Raw genomic sequence first — 18,286 nt, 5'->3', positions numbered from 1 at the left:
AAGCGGTGGCGCCAGCGCCCGTGGTTAGAATGATTATCGGCTCGCTGCCGGGTTTTGCACCTTACAGCCGGGCTTTTGCCCTCGCCCCACTGGAGTTTGCCTGCAACATGAAAAGCGTGCCTGAAACACCCTGGCACCGCCTGCCGCCCGAGGAGGTGCTCGGGCTGCTGGGGGCAAATCCACAGCAGGGCCTCGAGGCGCCCGAGGTGCAGGCGCGCCAGCGCAGCCACGGCCCCAACGCGCTGCCGCCACCCAAGGGGCGTGGCCCGCTGCTGCGCTTTTTGCTGCAGTTCCACCAGGTGCTGGTGCACATCCTGCTGGTGGCCACGGTCATCAAGCTCGCCGTGGGCGCTTATACCGACGCGGCGGTGATCTTTGGCGTGATCTTCCTCAACGCCGTGATCGGCTTCGTGCAAGAGGGCAAGGCGCTGGGCGCGCTCGAGGCGCTGGCGCGCGCCCTGACCACCGAGGCCACCGTGCTGCGCGGTGGGCAGCGCCAGCGCATCGACGCGCGCGCGCTGGTGCCCGGCGACATCGTGCTGCTGGCCTCGGGCGACAAGGTGCCGGCCGACCTGCGCCTGCTCGGGGTGCGCGAGCTGCGCGTGGCCGAGGCCGCGCTCACCGGCGAGTCGCTGCCGGTCGAAAAAAACGCCGATCCGCTGGCCGCCGACACGGTGCTGGCCGACCGCCGCAACATGGCCTATTCCTCGACCTTGGTGCACTACGGCACGGCCACCGGCGTGGTGGTGGCCACCGGCAGCGGCACCGAGATCGGCCGCATCTCGCAGCTGCTGGCGCAGACCGACGTGCTGGCCACGCCGCTGACGCAGCGCATCACGCGCTTTAGCCACTGGCTGATGTGGGCCATTCTGTCGCTGGCGGCGCTCACCTTTGCCGTGGGCACCTTCGTGCACGGCAAGCCGCTGATCGATATGTTCCTAGCGGCGGTGGCGCTGGCGGTGGCCATGATCCCCGAGGGGCTGGTGGTGGTGCTGACGATCACGCTGGCCATCGGTGTCAGCCGCATGGCCCGCCGCCACGCGATCATCCGCCACCTGCCGGCGGTCGAGACGCTGGGCAGCACGACCGTGATCTGCTCCGACAAAACCGGCACCCTGACGCGCAACGAGATGACCGTGCAGCGCCTGTGGGCCGGCGGCGCCGGTGCCGAGGTGGGCGGCGTGGGCTACGCGCCGCAGGGCGCACTCAGCCGCGATGGCCAGCCGCTGCCGGTGCTGCCGCCGGCGCTGCACGAGCTGCTGCGCGCCGGCCTGCTGTGCAACGACGCCGTGCTGCGCGAGGATGGCAGTGGCTGGCGCATCGACGGCGACCCGACCGAGGGCGCGCTGATCGTGGCCGCGCGCAAGGCCGGCCTGCTCGAGGCCGCCGAGGCGACGGCGCAGCCCCGGCTCGACGCGCTGCCCTTCGAGTCGCAGCACCAGTACATGGCCACGCTGCACGGCGGCGCGCCGCCGCGGCTCTACCTCAAGGGCGCGGTCGAGGCGGTGCTGGCGCGCTGCAGCCATGCGCTGGCCGCCGACGGCAGCCGCCAGCCGCTAGCCGCCGACGCTGTGCACGCCCAAGTCGAGGCCATGGCCCGGCTGGGCCTGCGCGTGCTGGCTTTTGCGCGCCGCAGCGGCCAAGGCTTGGCGCACATCGGCCACGATGATGTGGCCGGCGGCCTCGAGTTCATCGGCCTGCAAGGCATGATCGACCCACCGCGCGCGGAGGCGGTGCGTGCGGTGCAGGCCTGCCACACCGCCGGCATCCGCGTGAAAATGATCACCGGCGACCACGCGGTGACGGCCGCGGCGATCGCCGCCGAGATCGGGCTGGACCCGCGCGCGACCCGCGAGCGGCCACCGCGCGCGCTCAGCGGCCGCGAGCTCGAGGCGCTGGATGCCGCCGCGTTCGAGGCCGCCGCCGCCGACACGGCCGTGTTTGCACGCGTCACCCCGGAGCAGAAGCTGCGCCTGGTGCAGGCGCTGCAGGCGCGCGGCGAGGTTGTGGCCATGACCGGCGACGGTGTCAACGACGCGCCGGCGCTCAAGCGCGCCGACATCGGCGTGGCGATGGGAATCACCGGCACCGAGGTCTCGAAAGAGGCCGCCGCCATGGTGCTGACCGACGACAACTTCGCCAGCATCGAGGCCGCGGTCGAGGAGGGTCGCGGCGTGTTCGACAACATCGTCAAGTTCATCAGCTGGATTTTGCCGACCAACGCCGGGCAGGGGCTGGTGATCATCGCCGCCATTTTGGCCGCGCAGCCCCTGCCCATCCTGCCGGTGCAGGCGCTGTGGATCAACATGACCACCGCCGTGCTGCTGGGCCTGACGCTGTGCTTCGAGCCGCGCGAGGCCGGCATCATGCGGCGCCCGCCGCGGCGGCCCGAGGCGCCGATCCTCAACCTCGAGCTGGTGCTGCGCATCGTGCTGGTCGGCGTGATGCTGATGGTCGGCGCGACCGTGCTGTTCCACGATGCGCTCGCGCGCGGGCTGTCCGAGGCCGAGGCGCGCACGATCGCGCTGGCGGTGTTCGCGGTTGGTCAGTCGTTCTACCTGCTCAACATGCGTTCGCTGCGGCAGTCGATGTGGCGGCTCGGGCTGATGAGCAACCCTTGGATTTGGGTCGGCATCGCGGCGATGATGGGCTCGCAGCTGCTGCTCACCTACGTGCCGCTGATGAACACGTTGTTTCACACCGCGCCGATCGCGGCCGCGGAATGGCTGCCGGTGCTGGCCGTGGGCTTGACGATCTATGCCGTGATCGGTGCCGAAAAACTGCTGCGCAAGACGCTGGAAGCGCGCGCCGCCAAGGCTTCAGGCGGGAAAGCTTAAAAGGCCCCAAGCCGCGCTTTTACAATCGCCAGCACCATGCACGCCACACCCCCCCTCGAATTTTCGCCCCTCACCGCCCTGTCGCCGCTCGACGGGCGCTACCAGCCCAAGCTCGACGCGCTGCGCCCGATTTTGAGCGAATACGGCTTCATGCGCTGCCGCGTGCAGGTCGAGTTGGTCTGGCTCGAGCAACTGTGCGACGCGGGCCTGGCCGGCACGGCGCCGCTCAGCCCCGAGGCGCGCGCGCACCTGCGCGCCATCGTCGCGCGCTTTGGCCCGGCCGACGCCGCCGCCATCAAGGCGATCGAAAAAACCACCAACCACGACGTGAAGGCGGTCGAATACTGGATCCGCGGCAACCCCGAGCTCGGCGTGGCCGGCGCCTTTGCCGGCTGGCCGCAGCTGCAGGCGCTGGGCGAGTTCGTGCACTTTGCCTGCACCAGCGAAGACATCAACAACACCAGCCACGCCCTGCAGTTGCAAGCGGCGCGCGAGCAGGTGCTGCTGCCGGGGCTCGATGCCATCGTGGCGCAGCTGCGCGACCTGGCGCAGCGCTGGGCCGCGGTGCCCATGCTCAGCCGCACCCATGGCCAGAGCGCCAGTCCCACGACGGTGGGCAAAGAGCTGGCCAACGTGCTGCAGCGCCTGCAAAGCGCGCGCCAGCGCATCGCCGCCGTGCCCCTGCTGGCCAAGCTCAACGGCGCCGTGGGCAACTACAACGCCCACCTCGCCGCCTGGCCCGATTTCGACTGGGAAGCCTTTGCCCGCCGCGTGGTCGAAACCCCCGCCGCCAGCGCCAGCAGCGCGCCAAATGCCGCCATCGGCCTAGGCTTAAGCTTTCAGCCCTACAGCACCCAGATCGAGCCGCACGACTACATGGCCGAGCTGTTCGACGCCGTGGCGCGCAGCAACACCATCCTCATCGACCTCGCGCGCGACCTCTGGGGCTACATCAGCCTAGGCTACTTTAAGCAAAGGCTCAAGGCGGGCGAGATCGGCTCCTCCACCATGCCGCACAAGGTCAACCCGATCGACTTTGAAAACGCCGAGGGCAACCTCGGGCTGGCCAACGCGCTGCTGCGCCACTTGAGTGAAAAGCTGCCCATCAGCCGCTGGCAGCGCGATTTGAGCGACTCCACCGTGCTGCGCAACATGGGCGTGGCGCTGGGTCATGCGGTGCTGGCGCAGCAGTCGCTGCGCGTTGGGCTGGCCAAGCTCGAGCTCAACCCCGCTGCCCTAGCCGCCGACCTAGACGAAGCCTGGGAGGTGCTGGCCGAGCCCATCCAGACCGTGATGCGCCGCCACGGCATGGCTGGCGCCTACGAAAAACTCAAGAGCGCCACCCGCGGCCAAGCGGTCACGCGCGCCGCCTTGCACGAGCTGATCGAATCGCTCGAGCTGCCGCCCGACGACAAAGCGCGCCTGCTAGCCCTCACCCCGGCCGGCTACACCGGCATGGCCGAGGCGCTGGCGCGGCGGGTGTGATTGGGTTTTGGGTTTGTGGAGCGCAGGCCCAATTTGCAAGCTCTATGCAGCAGGGTGCAAAGAGGTGGGGCCATGGCTGGGTCGGGCAATATGTGGCGCGGCTGGCGGGGATCGAACCCACGACCCTCGGCTTCGGAGGCCGATACTCTATCCACTGAGCTACAGCCGCGCAGAGCCTTCCATTCTAGCAGCCTAGCGCACCCCCAAAGCCACACGCCCAAAGCCCCACCTAGATCCAAGGCAAGCTGGGTGGTCAAAACGCAGCCCCGCGCGCATAAAAGGCCCGATGGGCTGTGCTAGAATTACGGCTGTGGCCCGGTAGCTCAGTTGGTAGAGCAGCGGACTGAAAATCCGCGTGTCGGCAGTTCGATTCTGCCCCAGGCCACCACCATCCCAAGCCCAACCGTTATCAGTTGGGCTTTTTTGTTGCCGGATTTCGCGACGCCACGCGGGCTTAGGCGCCGATCTGCGCGTGCCACGCCGTGGCCGGCCGGCGCCCTGAAGTCGCCCGGTTCGACTCTCTATTGCTCTCGGTTCTGGCGAAACTTGCGCCAACTGCTACACCGGAGCACACGCAAAAACCCTGTGGCCGACAACGAGTTGTGCGTGCGTCGAGCAACCGGTGTTGGTCGCCAACATTGGTTCTGATGCGAGCAGACTGGAGTCAAACTTGGCTGCTTCATGACGAGGCAAGTTGCTCAACATGTACCGGAGGTTGCCCGACATGCTTGGTGACGTCTGGAACCTTCAGAACAATAACCGGGCTATGTCGCTGGCTGCATGACCCAGTCGAACTGGTTGGACCTACCGGACTTCCCGTTGAGCGGGAACGGAGCACAGTTTGCAGGTCGCCGAGACAAGATCGGGCTCTGCGCTGCCACCACCTGACCACGTCGTGTCGAAGCGCTCGAACTTCGCGCCACTCTGCCATTGTGAACCGCTCCAGTTCGACCCCTTGTCGAGTACGTCGGCCGTTTCGGACGCGCCGCACTGCGGACAGGTCAGGCGGTAGGTGGTCTTGTCGATGATGCCCACGGCAGATCTCCTTACTCGCCCGACTCGAACTCGGCGTTCTTGAACTTCAGCACGTTGCAGTTCTCCTTCACCGTGCGCTGTAGCCCGTCGTCGAAGCCGGTGGCCGACTCGGCCTGGATCTCGATGGCGATCTTGACCTTCACGCCGGTGCGCATGGTGAAGTGCTGGACAACCTCGTCGACCAGGTCGGCGAACTGCTTCTTCGCCAGGATCGGGTCGATCTCGATGCTGCCGTAGAACTGCTTCTTCAAGGCCTGGCCGGCCGCGCCCGTTCCTGACGGATATCCGCCCTTGCCCGAGTCTTCGATGCGCGGTGTGTCACCACCACCGCCGGTGGTCACGGTCGTGGTGGATGCGCCCGCGCTGGTGTCAGCGGCTTTGGCGCGCGAGGCTTCTTCTGCCACACGCAGCGCCTCCATGTAGGCCGCCGCAGCGAACGGCTCGATCAGCAGCAGCGAGGTGTCCATGATCAGCGACGTGCGCTTGCCGTAGCTGAAGCCTAGGTAGCGCCCGTCTTCCTTGCCCTGTGCGAAGCCGTAAAAGTCGCGGCTCTCGGTGCCAGCGGCCAGCGTCTGCTGAAAAACCGTGTCGTCCTTCAGGCGGGGCAGGTAAAGCTGTTGGCAGCTCTGCTGCCAGACGTTCAAGGCGCTGGTCTCCTTGGCGTCGTCCTTCCAGAACCAGTCGCGCAGCACCTTGGCCAAGTGGATCGGCGCCCACTCGTTGATGAGCAGCTCGTTGTCCTTGAGCACGCGCTCGACTTCCTGCGACCAGTTCTGCGCGCTCGGGTTGACCTGTAAGTGCTCCCACCGCAGTTCGGACAAGCCCTTTCCGGGTCGAGCCTCCTGCATCGGCGCCACGATCCACTTGTAGGTCTCGCGGATCATGCGCCGCACGGTCTCTTCGGCCTGCTCCAGACTGGCGCTTGCCTGCTTGGCCATGAGGTTGTCCAGGACGATGCGGTTGTCCTTGTAGTCGGCAACGATGCTTCGCCAGGCCAGGAACGAGCGCACATGGTCCTTCAGGCGGCTGACGCTGTCGTAGTCGGCCGCCAGGAAGATCAAGCGGTTCTGTTTGAAGCGGGGCTGGTCGCCGCGCTTCTTGAGGATCTCGCCCGCGCGGTCTATGCCCAAGCTCTGGCCGCTCTTGCTGAATGCGGCATCGGGGGGCAGCACCACCAGGCGGAGCGCCCAGTCGTCGGGCACGTCGCCGCTATCGGTGAACACGTGGATGCCACCGAACACCCCGCTGGCAAAGCCGCGCTGCACGCGCTCGCGGACGGTCGGGAACACGTCCTCTTTGTCCTGGAAGCGGCGCTTGCGCTCTTCCATTTCGCGGCGCAAGTTGGGCCGCGTGTCGAGCCAGAAACGGTTGTTGGCGTGGTTCAGGTAATGCAGCCGGTCACCGAGCCGGCGCAGTGCATCTTTGAATAGCCCGATCTGCTGGCCGGGCTGAACGCTGCCGAGCAGCACACGCTCCAGCTCCAAGCCCCGCACCAGCTGGTTCGTGGTGCTGGGCGCGCTCCCGAGGAACACCGAACGCGCGGCACGGCGGCAAGCCTGCACGCTGCCAAAGCGAGTGTCCTTGTTCTCGATCTCAGTGGTCTCGGCGCGCTCGCCGTCCACGTCGCGCTCCAGAACGGGGTCCCAACCTTGCGGCAGGTAGTAGATGACCTCGTTGCGCACATCGGCGTCGTACAGCGGCAGGCTGCCCGGCATGATCAGCGGGTCGTTGTTACCGTCCTTCCACAGCCGGTGGATGACCTTGGCCATCATCTTGAGCACGCCGCGGGTGCGCTGGAAGTTGTCGAGCGTGGACCAGTCTTCGTACAGCCGGTCGAACACCTCGGGGTGTATCGGGTAGGCGTGCACCAGGCGCTCGAAGTAGCGGCTCTCTTGCGTCTCGGCGGGAAAGTCGTCGCGGTGGGTGGTGTAGAAGTCGGCAAAGGCGCGGCACACCGACTCCATCGCCAGCCTGTCGTTGATCGAGGCGAACAGGCGCCGGCGCACGATCTCGAAGGCCTCCTCGGTGGCCACTGGCTTCCACAGCGCCTGCACGCGGCCGAAGTGGTGCGCCAGTGCCTCAAGCGCCTTCACGCCGCGCTGGCTGCCGGCTTCCTTGTCCGACTCGGGCAGCGAGGCCAACAGCACCGCCGTGGGTACGGCCTTCAACGCCTCGGTCAGCGCCTGCACGAACGACAGGTTGGAATCGAAGCTGCCGCCGCTGAGCGCCTTGCCGTCCTCGAACTGGCGCACATAAGCCACCAGCTCGTCGATCAGGATCACGCATGGCGCACACTGGGCTAGCAGCGTCTCTAGCACCGCTTTGCCGGGCGATGTGCCCGACATGTCGGCATCGGCCACCAGCGCGTAGCCGTCCGATCCGCCCAGTTGCCATGCTAGGTCGCCCCACAGCGTGCGCAGCGCCTGCCCATCGCGCTTGATGGGCTGGTTGGGCGAGGACTTGATGCCGTCGAGCACCGCGATGCGGGCGCGCGGCAGCTCGGTGATCTGCGCCGCATCCAGAATGGCCGCCACACCCTGCAAGTCGCTGGCCGGCACCTCGCCTTTGGCCAAGTGATACACCGCCAGCATGGTGTGCGTCTTGCCGCCACCAAAGGCCGTCTGCAACTGGATGACCGGGTCGCCGCCTTGGCCCGACAGGCGCTTGAGCACCGAGTCGAGCAGCAGGCGCATGCCCTCGGTGATGAAGGTGCGCTGGAAAAACAACGCCGGGTCCTGGTACTCGGCGCTGGCCGTGCCCGCGTGCACGCGCGACAGGTCGGCGGCAAACTCGGCCTGCTGGAACGTGCCTTTGAGCACGTCGGCGTGCGGCACAGCTATCTGCCGCCAAGGCTTTATGGTCATGCTGTAGTTCCTCCGACGGTCTGTAGCATGTAGCGGAACTTGTCTTTGATCAACGCCTTGCGCGCTTCGATGAAGTCCTCAAAGCGCTCAAGCTCCCATAGCGCTGGGTCATTCGGAATCAAGTGCATCTCGAGATAGCGACGGTGCGCCTCGTCGGAATCGAATCGACTTCTGGCGAACCACTCCTTTGGCGGTTTCCCGCTCTTTGCAACGAATCCGTTTTCATCAGCCGTGAGCAGCATGCAATTGGCAATCTGGTCGCGCTGCTCCTGTCGAAAGTGAAGAAGGTTGCGCTTACCCGTGTCTTGATTGATGTCCTTGATTGTCTTCAACAGGCTCTGCGGAAAGATATGATCCACTTGGGGGCCGTTGCCGGAAAAGGCAGGCGTGTAGTTGAAGTCCCGATACCAGAGGTTGAAAAACAGATGGATGGCGTTCGAGCCGTAGCCCTGCTTGAAGATCACATCGGGAGTGATCTCAAGGTTGCGGCCATCAGCACGCACTACACCGTAGACCTCCGGCAATACGAAATCACCGTCCTCTTGAATGCTTCGCACCAGCTTGTCGATGAGATTGTCGGGCCCGCCGCTGAACACGCCGGTGATCAGGGCGCGTAGCAGAAACTCAGCAAGGCCGGTGTTGTTCGCGAACTTCTCCGGGAAGTGATACCGGTAGAAGATCAACGGTATGAGTGCCAAGTACGAGGGCATGGCCTTGTCGGACCTGATGTAGGTCTTGCTGACGACGAAGTCCCGAACCGATTTTATTGCGTTTGACAGATCCTCCCACTTCTCGACGATCTCCTCCTTGGTTTTGCCGTCGCGAAACTTGCTGACTTCGTAACGGGCACCGCGACCGAGCGCCGTCAAGCAGGCCTTCAGTACGAAATCGCGGTCGAAGTCGAAGCCGCCTTGGTTCAAATCTTCAAGCAATGCTTCCATCGCGCCATCGGCGTCGTCCCAACTGGAGGTCAGAAGCGAGAACAAGAGGTCCGACTTGCCAAGCTTGGTGCCGCCGGAATTGGCGCGGATAAAAATCTCTACGATGTCATCCAGACGGTAGGCGTCGGGGTTATCGATGCCGTCGAGTTCCTGATAGGTCAAATTGTCGTCGTTGACGAACTCCTGCCGTGCTCGAGAGATATTCAGCTGCAGCAGATCGTCTTCGGACTCTGAAAGGTCATTCGGCGCCGCCTTGCGCACTTCCCTAGCAATCTGAGGATCCGGCTTGTTTGTTTGGAAAACGATGTCCTTAAACCGCACCCAAGGCCAATGCACTTGCGCTTTTGCCTTGAAGGCGAAGCGGTAGCGAATGTCCTCCGGAGCAGCTTTCTGCTGTCCGCTGAGCACGTCAAAGTAGAGTTCTTTGCCTTCGTAGCTGCCCTTCAATCCAATGAACAGGCTTTGTAGGCGTTGCTGCCCATCGAGCACCATCATCTTCGGGCGCGTGTTGTCGGGCACGTAATAGTCGGTTAGCTTGACACCGCTGTGGTAGAGGTCAATGAAGCGCCGGTGCTTGACGGGCTCTTTTGTCTTCCAGACCAACAGGGTGCTGATCGGGTACTCGCGCATGATCGAGTCGGACAACCTGCAAATCTGCTCTTCGCTCCAGACGAACGGACGCTGGATGTTCGGGAGCCAGAAACCACCCCACTCGGACTCATCGTTGTTCAGGTACGAAACCAGCTTGCGGATAGACAGCTTCTTGTTCTGCACGAGACCGCTCCTTCAAATATCGAATTGCGCCTGCGCGCCGACCAGTCCGGCTTCGCCTGCCGCTTGCTCGATGCCGCTCCAGGCGGTGACGAGTTCATTGTAGGCGCGGGCGTCGTCGGCCCAGCCTTTGCGCTCGCACAGCGTGTAGAGCCGGTAGGCCAGCGCGCGCATGGGTTCGGCGCGCGAGGGCATGCGGGCCAGCAGCGCCCCGGCTGCGGATTCGCCGGCATGGTTGAGCGCGCGGATGAGCTGGTGCAGCGCCTCCCACACCGGCAGCCGGGTGTCGGTCTCGGGTGCCCAGCCGGGCGGCAGCTCGGCCCAGCGCAGCAGGCGCGCTTGGCCCTTGCTGGATTCGAGCACGCCGGCGTTGACCAGTGCGGTGACCGCCGTGCCCTTCGATTGGGCGAGGGTGTTGGCGTCGCCAAAGCCGGCCACCGACCAGCCAAACTGCTCGAACCAGTGCAGGCAGAACTGGGTGTCGTGGTCGAAGTCGTCCTCGGCCAAAAAACGGTTGATGAGTTGCAGCGCGGTCTTGACGCCCATCGGCGTGCCGTCGGCCTCGAGCACGGCGGCGTACTGGCTGAAGATCGCCATGCCGGGGCCGATGATGGCCTGGCTCAAGTCCACCGGCGCCACCGGGGAGTTGACGCCGCCGCGGGTCATTTCGTCGAGCGCGCCCGGCAGCGCGGCGTTGAGTTCGCGGATGAATTCGCGCCGGCTGACGCTGGCGGCGTTGGCGACGCGCTGGCGGCAGACGAGAACGATGCTAGACGCAAGGGCATTTGTGCCCGCGCTGATCATTCGACTGCCCATCTCTGTCCGCATGGGCCATGTGCCACAAATAGCAAAACCAGCTCTAATAACTGCTTCCAAGAAGGTCTCCCATCCGGTACTGGTCGTGCCGGTCGTATCTGAAGTCTCGTTTTGTTTGAAAGCGTAGTAGATGGTGATCGGGAAAGCCGGGTGCGCCTGTTCGGCCAAGTTGTGCATCGCCCGGGTCATGCCGTCTAGAAAGAAAGCCTCCGCCTTTTCCTTGCTTCCGTGTCGGTACGGCGTTGCAACCAACTCTTGGGCCTTGGGGACGGCGACCGTCGCATACAGGCCGGGAAAAATTTGCCTGAGACATTTGCGCAGCCAAACATAAAAGAAATCGGACAGATCCGCGTAACCGATGTTGTCGTAATAGGGCGGATCGGTCGAAACCACCCGTTGAGCGGTTATTCCCTGTGTCTGTGCATCATCCAGTAGCGCATGGCCCGGGATTACAAACTCAGCGGAACTCTTTACAAAGCTCTTGTAGATGTTCTGAGTAGATGCATCCAAGGAGCCTGTACTGGACCCAAGAATATTTGCCTCGGCAAAGTCCCAGATCATAGGTATCGCATGGCGTCCAAAGAGCTGCTGCGGCACTTGTGCCTTAGACTCCCAGCGTGATAATGAATTTCCCCAGTCCGCTGTCCGGCTGAGCGCGAATGCCAAGTAGACACCAACTGCTTCTGCGTATGCGGTCGGACCATTCCCGCCGGCGTCGAGGCCGAGCCCGTCGTCTGGCAGTCCAGCGGCCAAGGCATCCTGCCGGCAGCGTTCGATGGCTTCCGGCACCAGATCGGAAAAGGTGGTCAGCGCCACGAGTTGGCGCGGGGTGAACAGGTCGCCGTAGGTGTCGAGTCCGTAATTGCTCACGTTGACGCGGCATTTTCCATGCAGCTTGACCTCGGGTCGCCAGGCGGGCGCTGCTTTGCGAGCGATTGCCTCGTGCTCCTCGGTTGGCGCCAAGTAGATGCGGCCGCGCGCGCCTTCGGCAACGATCGCCATCAGCCGCGCGCCCATCCGCCCTGCCGCACCCTCGCTGCGGATGTATTGGTAGTCGATCGGTGAACGCGACAGCAGGCAGTAAAAGCCCCCCCGCTTGCCCGCAGCCGTCCCTTCGGCTGCCTCTGCCGGCGCCTCCCCCACCTTCACCGCAAAGCGGTAACCCTCCCCCTCCAGCACCGGCACCACATACGCGCCTTTGCCGGCCTTGCTCGAGAGCACAAAAGTCGAGGCCAGCGGCACCTCGGCGTGGCTGAAGGCGGGGTTGGGGCTGCGCACGGTGCGCGCCCACAGCCAAGCGATCACGGTTAGGGCCTGCCCTTGCAGGGGCGCCAAGTCCGGGCGCTCGGCCACCATCGCGGCGCTGACGGTGATCTTGGGGTACAGTTGGCCGATGCGCTGCTCGGCCTGGGCGCGCATCCAAGCGCCGTAGCGGCGCACGTCTTCGGCCAGCCGCGCGCGCCGCGCCAGTCTTGCGCATGGTCGGCTTGGCGGTCGTGCGCCAGCCGCGGCCCCACCGGCGCGCAGCCGGCAAAGCGCGGCGGAATTTCGATCATCGCCTTGTTGATGGTCACCGCCACCGGGTTCAGGTCGCTGGCATGGCTCTCCAGCCCCAGGCGCTGCGCCTCGAGCGGAATGGCGCCACCGCCGGCAAAGGGGTCATGAAAGCCGGGCAGTTGGTCGGGGTTGAACAGCGCGGCCGCTTGCGGGTGGTTTTTGTTGAGTTCGCAGGTTTCACGCCACGAGCGCCGGATTTCGGCGCGGGCGCGCTCCAGCACCTCCTCGTTGTTGGTGTTTTCCCACAGCACCAGGTCTTCGATGATCTTGAACAGGCGCTCGCGCTCCAGCGCGGCTTTCTCTTTGTTGACGCCGTACTTGAAGCCGCCGCCCTGCTGGTAGCCGGGGTCGTTGACCATCTGCGCAAACAGCACCGCCCGCGCCGCCGCCAGCGGGCGCCGCGCCCACCACAAGTGAATGCTCTGTGGCTTTCCAACCTTTACAAGCTTCTCGTAGGTGGCGGCAGCGTTGATGGCATCGAGCGGCAGGGCGACTTCGATGAGTTTTTTGGGGGCTTTGATATTTGTCATTCAGTCGTCCTTTTCCCAGCCGACCTTGCCATCGCAATTGCTGCAGCCTGTCGAGTAGCTGTGTTCCATGTTGCCCGTATTGAGCTCGTTGCACCAACCGCAGGTCTCGACGTGATCCGAGATCTCGAAGCAACTCGTGCAGAAGTAGTGATCTCCCCGCTCGACGACCGTGTGGTAGCCCTCGCAGGCTTCGCAGTTCGCCGGCAAACCCGTCTCGGAGTAGTCCTTCGTACCGACCACGTCCTTGGTCAGTGCATCGACTAGGTGCTCGGGTTTGATAGCGCCGTCGCAATGTTCACACGTCGCGTAGCCCTCGTTGGCAATCACGACCGGCTTTCCGCAGTGCGGGCACTCGATCTCGACTTGGGTCTCGGTGTGATCGCACACCATACAGCGCAGAGACGCGATCTGTTCGTCAAGGTCGTCGGGGATTGCTGCCTTGAAGCCGCAGGCACTGCACGCTCTCGGCGCGTTGCCGGCCTTGCATGCTGTGTCCAGTTCGGTCTTGAGGGCTCTGAACTTGGCGCGCAGGTACTTCCGGTGCGCCTTCATCGCGCGGTCCGCGTGCGCTATCTCTTTATCGAACTCGCGAAAGTAGTTGCCCCACCGGCTCAACAGGCGGTGGAGGTGGAACCACGAGCGGCAATGCTCGGCGACAATCTGTGCCTTTGCCTTGGAAACGCTGTCCATCTCAGGGTGGAAGAAGTGAACCATCTTGTTGCGATGTTTCGCCAGCGTGCGGAAGCTGTTGTAGGCGTCGTCGCCGATGTCCTCGCCAGCGACATCACGAATCCGTGCACTGCAATCCTCCAGCGTAACCGAGATGAAGTCCCCGGCCATGAACTTGGCGAGGTTGGCCTGATCGGGTTTGGAGACGATCAACGACCAGTGTTCCTTCATCAGTCGCGCTTTGAGCAGCATCTCGACCGCCGCGCAGAAGTGGATGACGGAATACTTGGGCATCTTGTCGAACTCCGCGATGCCGCGCTCCAAGAAGTCGAAGGCGTTGCGAGTCAGCGAGTCAAAGGTGTCGTGGTGCATCATGATGTGCTCCTATCGCCAATGCGCCGGGCGCTGAAGCACGAAGCCGTCTTCGCGCTGCACTTGAACCGGAAGCAGGCTGCGACGGTAAGCGGTTTCGTTGATGATGAAACTGCCGCTGGCGGCCTGCGTGAGTTGGTGCGAGCGGCGGTTGGGCGGCAAGGCGACGATGATGTTCTTGCCGGGAAATCGGGCACGAACGACGCTGACCGGCGTGGTGAGGTCGCTGTCGGCAGAGATCAGCAACGCGGTGTCGAAGCGGTCGTCATAGGCATCGGTCAGCAGTTGAATGGCAATGTTGACGTCGGTCATCTTTTCCTCGTAGTCCATCCATTGCGCGCCGCACTGGTGGCACTGCTTGGGCTTTTCGAGATAGTGGCCGAAGTGCGACCGAAGCTTGGACCGGGTTTCCAGGGCCTCGAGGTAGGAGGTCTGGCGCTGCATATCGGCGCCGTTGCGCCCGTTGGCTCGGATGCGCGAGGTGAAGTAGTGAACGCCCTCTAGTGTCTGGCCAGGCCTGAGCAGTAGAGTCGCCAAGGCGCACAAGTCCAACCAGTAATACTTCTTCCAGCCCTTGCTGCGCAGGCCGAAATAGAGGTTGAATCCATCCACGTAGGCAACGACCCGGCTCATTGGCGTTGCCCCCAGATGGCCAAATTTACCTTTACAGAGGTGATGGCTGCATGTACAATTTGCGCTGTCAACCCCACCGGAGATCGCATCTCCGGCCCAACGCCTCCTTCGCGGAGGCGTTTTCCTTTGTGCCCCGCCAAGGCGAGCAGTCTTGGCCCGACGCCTCCTTCGTGGAGGCGTTTCTCTAGGCGCGTCTGCAAGGCCATCATGGCAATGCGCCCGCCGCGACGGCCTTGGCCAGCAATTGGTCAAGGTCGAGGTTGATGCTGCTTACCGCCCAGTCGGGCTCTTGGGTGAAGGGCTGGCGCACGTAAAACGGCCCTTCGTGCTGCTCACCGTCCACCAACACGATAGCCAGGATGAACTTGTCGGTCTGGTTGAGGCCGTAGAGAATCTCGTTGCGCGTGACGGTGATCGTGGTCTGGCCCTTGGCGCGGCCCTTGACCTCGATGTGGCGCGAGGGCGGCCGCTTGCCGTGGGAGCCGGGATGGACCTTGGGCAGGCTGGTCACGTCCCAGCCGCACTTCTGGGCCGACACGTCGATGACCTCGTGGCCCAGCGCGCGCTCGGCGTTCATCACGGCGCGCAGGGCGATCTGCTCGACGCGGGCGCGCGCGGCGGCGTCGGCCGTCCAGCCCGGCTGGCCCTTGCGCTGCAGCAGCAGGCCGGCGGGGATGACCAGCGCGCCACCCAGAATCACCGGCGTGGCCGAGACGACGTGGCGCATGGCCAGCAGCTCTTGCTCGCGCGTCTGGCGGCGGGCGGTGAGGTCGTCGATGGTGCGGCGGACGTTCTCCAGCGTCAGGCGCACGTCCTTGCCGGCGGCGATGTCGTCCTGCAGCTTGATGTAGCGGTCGGACCAGAAGCTGATTTCCCTGACCAAGCGTTCGTGGACCGCGGCCAGCGTCTTGTCCACGGTCTTCTCGCGGCGGGCACGGACCTCGCCGAAGTGCTCGGGCACGAGGTGCGTGGAGGCGTGGACCAGCGCGACCTGCTCCAAGTCCTTGGCGATCCAGGGAGCGGCCAGCACATCCTCGATCAGCGCCATGTCGGCCGGTGCCATTGGCTCCAAGTCGAGGTGGGGGGCCCAGCCGGCGTTGATGGCGTTGCCCTTGGCGTCGATCTCGACGAACTGCATGCGGCGTGATACCACGTGCGTCGAGCCGGCGCCTTCCTTGACCGAGTGGTCGATGATGAACATCACCTTCGGGGTCAGGCCCATGTCGGCGGGGTCCACCAGCACGGCGCCTTGCTTGAGTTTGTTGCGGTGGGCTTCGAGCACCAGGTCGGTCACCGACTGCATCAGCGGGTGGGCGGGGTGCAGCAGGCTGGCAAAGATCGACGCTCCGGGCGCGCCCACGCGGTCAAGCACGCGGACGTATTGCTTCTCGAAGCAGACGCGCTCGTAGCGGCGCAGCACGGGGTCGGCATTGCGGCGGTCGCGCCCGGTGATCTGGCGGTCGCGCTCGCGGATGATGGCCGGGACGTTGGTGATCTCGTAGCGGCCCGGTTCACGCGGGCGCAGATCGCCTCCCAGCTGCTGGAAGGCCTGGGTGAAAAACGATCGAATGAAGAAGGGCTGCAGCTTGCGGGCCTCGGCCTTCTCCATTTCCTCCTTGACGGCGTAGAGGCGCTTCTCGTCCATCACCTCTTCGCACAGGGCGTTGCGCTTGATGATGTCTTCGAGGTGGCGGGTGTCCAGCGCGCCTTCGACACGGCGCAAGAGCCGGGCTCGGACCTCGGGGTCGGCGCCGTAGCGGATGGCTTCGATCAGCAAGTCCTTGAGGCTGCGGTCTTCGAACACCTCGCCCAAGACGTCGAAGACACGGCCGCCCAACGCCTCACGCTGGATCTCCAGCTTCTCGAACAGCCGCTGAAACACGTCGCCCTCGCGCGTTTCGGCGGCCACCATGTTCCACAGGTGGCAGATCTCTGTCTGGCCGATACGGTGGATGCGGCCAAAGCGCTGCTCTAGGCGGTTGGGGTTCCAGGGCAGGTCGTAGTTGACCATCAGGTTGGCGTTCTGCAGATTCACGCCTTCGCCGGCCGCGTCAGTGGCGACAAGCACGCGCGCGGTCGGGTCGTTGCGGAACAGCTCCTGCACCTTGCGGCGTTCTTCGCGCCTCACACCACCGTGGATCATCACCACGGCTTCCTCACTGCCGATCAGGCCACGGATCTTGGTGACTAAGTAGTTCAGCGTGTCACGGTGCTCGGTGAAGATGATCAGCTTGCGCTGGCGACCCACGGAGTCGCGCATCTCGGGCGTGTCTTGCAGCAGGCGCGACAGCTCGTCCCACTTGCGGTCTAGTCCGGAATGCACGACCTTGCGTGCCTCCTCTTCCAAGTCTTCGAGGATGATGATTTCGGCCTCGAGCTCCTGGATGGTCTGGGCGGCCGTGGCCTGGTCGACGACCGCTTCTTCGAAGTTCTCGTAGTCGTCCGGCGACAGGGCATCGGCCGACTCCCAAATGTCATCGGGCACACCGTTGGTGCCCGTGCCGACGAGCGTCTCGGCCAGCGACCTGCCGCGCTGGCCCAGCTTCTCTTCCTCGACCCGGCGCTTGAGCTTGTTGCGGCGACGCTTGAGCGACTGGTAGATGGCTTCGGGGCTGGAGGCCAGCCGGCGCTGCAGCGAGGTCAGGGCGAAACCGACCGTGCCTTTGCGGCCACCGTCGGCCAGTTGGTCGGCGCGGGCGAACTCGGTCTTTACGTAGTCGGTGACGGCGGTGTAGAGCGCGGCCTCTTGGTCGGACAGTTGGTAGTTGCAGGTGTAGGCCCGGCGCTCCGGGAACAGCGGCGTGCCGTCGAACTTGAGCAGGTCCTCTTTGACCATGCGGCGCATGAGATCGGAGACGTCCACCTTATGCGCGCCCGACCTTTCACCGCCCCGGAACTTGCCGTAGAAGCGGTCGGCGTCCAGCAGCGACATGAAGAGCTGGAAGTCTTCCTCCTTGCCGTTGTGTGGCGTGGCCGTCATCAGCAGGAAGTGCCGCGTGATCGAGCCCAGCAACTCGCCCAGCTGGAAGCGCTTGGTCTTGGTGATCTTGTTGCCGAAGTAGCTGGCCGACAGCTTGTGCGCTTCGTCGACGACCACCAGATCCCAGTGAGATAGGCGCAGCTTTTCCTGCAGGTCTTCTGCTCTGGAAAGTTGGTCGACGCGGGCGACCATCAGGTCGATGTCGTCGAAGGGGTTGCCGCTGCGGGACTGCTCGACCTGCTCGCGCGAGAACAGCGAGAACGTCAGGCCGAACTTCTCGAACATTTCGTCCTGCCACTGCTCGACCAGGCTGCCGGGGGCGACGATCAGCACGCGCTTGGCATCGGCGCGCATCAGCAGTTCGCGGATGAACAGGCCGGCCATGATGGTCTTGCCGGCGCCGGGGTCGTCAGCCAGCACGTAGCGCAGCGGCTGGCGCGGCAGCATCGACTCGTAGACGGCCGTGATCTGGTGCGGCAGCGGCTCCACGTTCGACGTGTGCACCGCCATCATCGGATCGAAGAGGTGGGCCAAATGGATGCGGTAGGCCTCGGCCGCGAGCTTGAAATCCTCGCCCGGCGCATCGAAGGCCCAGGGGCGCCCTGACTCAGCCAGCGACAGCTTGGCCTCGTCGGTGCGGAACAGCATCCGCTCCAGCAGCTTGCCGTCGGCGGTCTTGTAGTAGACGGTCAGGGCGTTGTCACCGACCAGCTCGGTGGTGACGATGCGCACCACCTGCCCGGGCTCTAGGCCCGAGATGGCTGCGTTCTTCTGGATCTGTTCAAGCTTCAGCACG

General features: G+C 64.5%; 10 protein-coding genes and 2 tRNA genes. 3 read left to right on the top strand and 9 right to left on the bottom strand.

What is annotated here, in order from left to right; all coding sequences use genetic code 11:
* Positions 1 to 116 precede the first annotated feature (116 nt).
* Together SMCB_RS09970 and purB are read left to right on the top strand one after the other, a co-directional pair.
* Positions 117 to 2,837 (top strand): cation-transporting P-type ATPase, encoded by a 2,721-nt coding sequence (locus tag SMCB_RS09970; RefSeq protein ID WP_231851199.1) that lies wholly within the window; start codon positions 117 to 119, stop codon positions 2,835 to 2,837.
* Between the two features lie 36 nt (positions 2,838 to 2,873).
* A complete protein-coding gene (gene purB / locus SMCB_RS09965; protein ID WP_045536719.1) occupies positions 2,874 to 4,322 on the top strand; it encodes an adenylosuccinate lyase in 1,449 nt (482 codons plus the stop codon).
* A 93-nt stretch (positions 4,323 to 4,415) separates the two neighbouring features.
* Here purB and SMCB_RS09960 read toward each other — a convergent pair.
* A tRNA-Arg gene (locus tag SMCB_RS09960) sits at positions 4,416 to 4,491 on the bottom strand.
* 143 nt (positions 4,492 to 4,634) lie between these two features.
* Between SMCB_RS09960 and SMCB_RS09955 the strand changes: the two genes are divergently transcribed.
* Positions 4,635 to 4,710 (top strand) — tRNA-Phe (locus tag SMCB_RS09955).
* Between the two features lie 416 nt (positions 4,711 to 5,126).
* Here SMCB_RS09955 and SMCB_RS12770 read toward each other — a convergent pair.
* The 8 genes from SMCB_RS12770 to SMCB_RS09925 all read right to left on the bottom strand — a co-directional run bounded on the left by SMCB_RS12770 (position 5,127) and on the right by SMCB_RS09925 (position 18,285).
* Positions 5,127 to 5,357: a hypothetical protein gene (locus tag SMCB_RS12770; RefSeq protein WP_144400335.1), complete on the bottom strand. Its 231-nt coding sequence runs from the start codon at positions 5,355 to 5,357 to the stop codon at positions 5,127 to 5,129.
* Between the two features lie 11 nt (positions 5,358 to 5,368).
* Complete coding sequence (locus SMCB_RS09950; protein WP_045536717.1) at positions 5,369 to 8,221, bottom strand: ATP-binding protein; 2,853 nt, start codon at positions 8,219 to 8,221, stop codon at positions 5,369 to 5,371.
* Complete coding sequence (locus tag SMCB_RS09945) at positions 8,218 to 9,936, bottom strand: GmrSD restriction endonuclease domain-containing protein (RefSeq protein WP_045536715.1); 1,719 nt, start codon at positions 9,934 to 9,936, stop codon at positions 8,218 to 8,220. The genes SMCB_RS09950 and SMCB_RS09945 overlap by 4 nt, the downstream gene beginning before the upstream one ends.
* A gap of 12 nt (positions 9,937 to 9,948) precedes the next feature.
* Positions 9,949 to 12,168: a DUF1156 domain-containing protein gene (locus SMCB_RS09940; RefSeq protein ID WP_231851198.1), complete on the bottom strand. Its 2,220-nt coding sequence runs from the start codon at positions 12,166 to 12,168 to the stop codon at positions 9,949 to 9,951.
* A complete protein-coding gene (locus tag SMCB_RS13125) occupies positions 12,057 to 12,836 on the bottom strand; it encodes a DUF1156 domain-containing protein (protein WP_231851197.1) in 780 nt (259 codons plus the stop codon). The genes SMCB_RS09940 and SMCB_RS13125 overlap by 112 nt, the downstream gene beginning before the upstream one ends.
* A complete protein-coding gene (locus tag SMCB_RS09935) occupies positions 12,837 to 13,880 on the bottom strand; it encodes a hypothetical protein (protein ID WP_045536713.1) in 1,044 nt (347 codons plus the stop codon).
* Positions 13,881 to 13,889: 9 nt separating this feature from the next.
* On the bottom strand, positions 13,890 to 14,510 hold the full coding sequence (locus SMCB_RS09930) for an NYN domain-containing protein (protein ID WP_045536711.1): 621 nt from the start codon (positions 14,508 to 14,510) through the stop codon (positions 13,890 to 13,892).
* A 205-nt stretch (positions 14,511 to 14,715) separates the two neighbouring features.
* Complete coding sequence (locus tag SMCB_RS09925; protein ID WP_045536709.1) at positions 14,716 to 18,285, bottom strand: helicase-related protein; 3,570 nt, start codon at positions 18,283 to 18,285, stop codon at positions 14,716 to 14,718.
* Between the last annotated feature and the right edge of the window lies 1 nt (position 18,286).

Source organism: Serpentinimonas maccroryi, from assembly GCF_000828915.1.
In the GTDB taxonomy this organism is placed as follows: domain Bacteria; phylum Pseudomonadota; class Gammaproteobacteria; order Burkholderiales; family Burkholderiaceae_C; genus Serpentinimonas; species Serpentinimonas maccroryi.
Note: the sequence above shows the minus strand (reverse complement) of the source record. Positions and strands in the feature narration are given on the sequence as shown.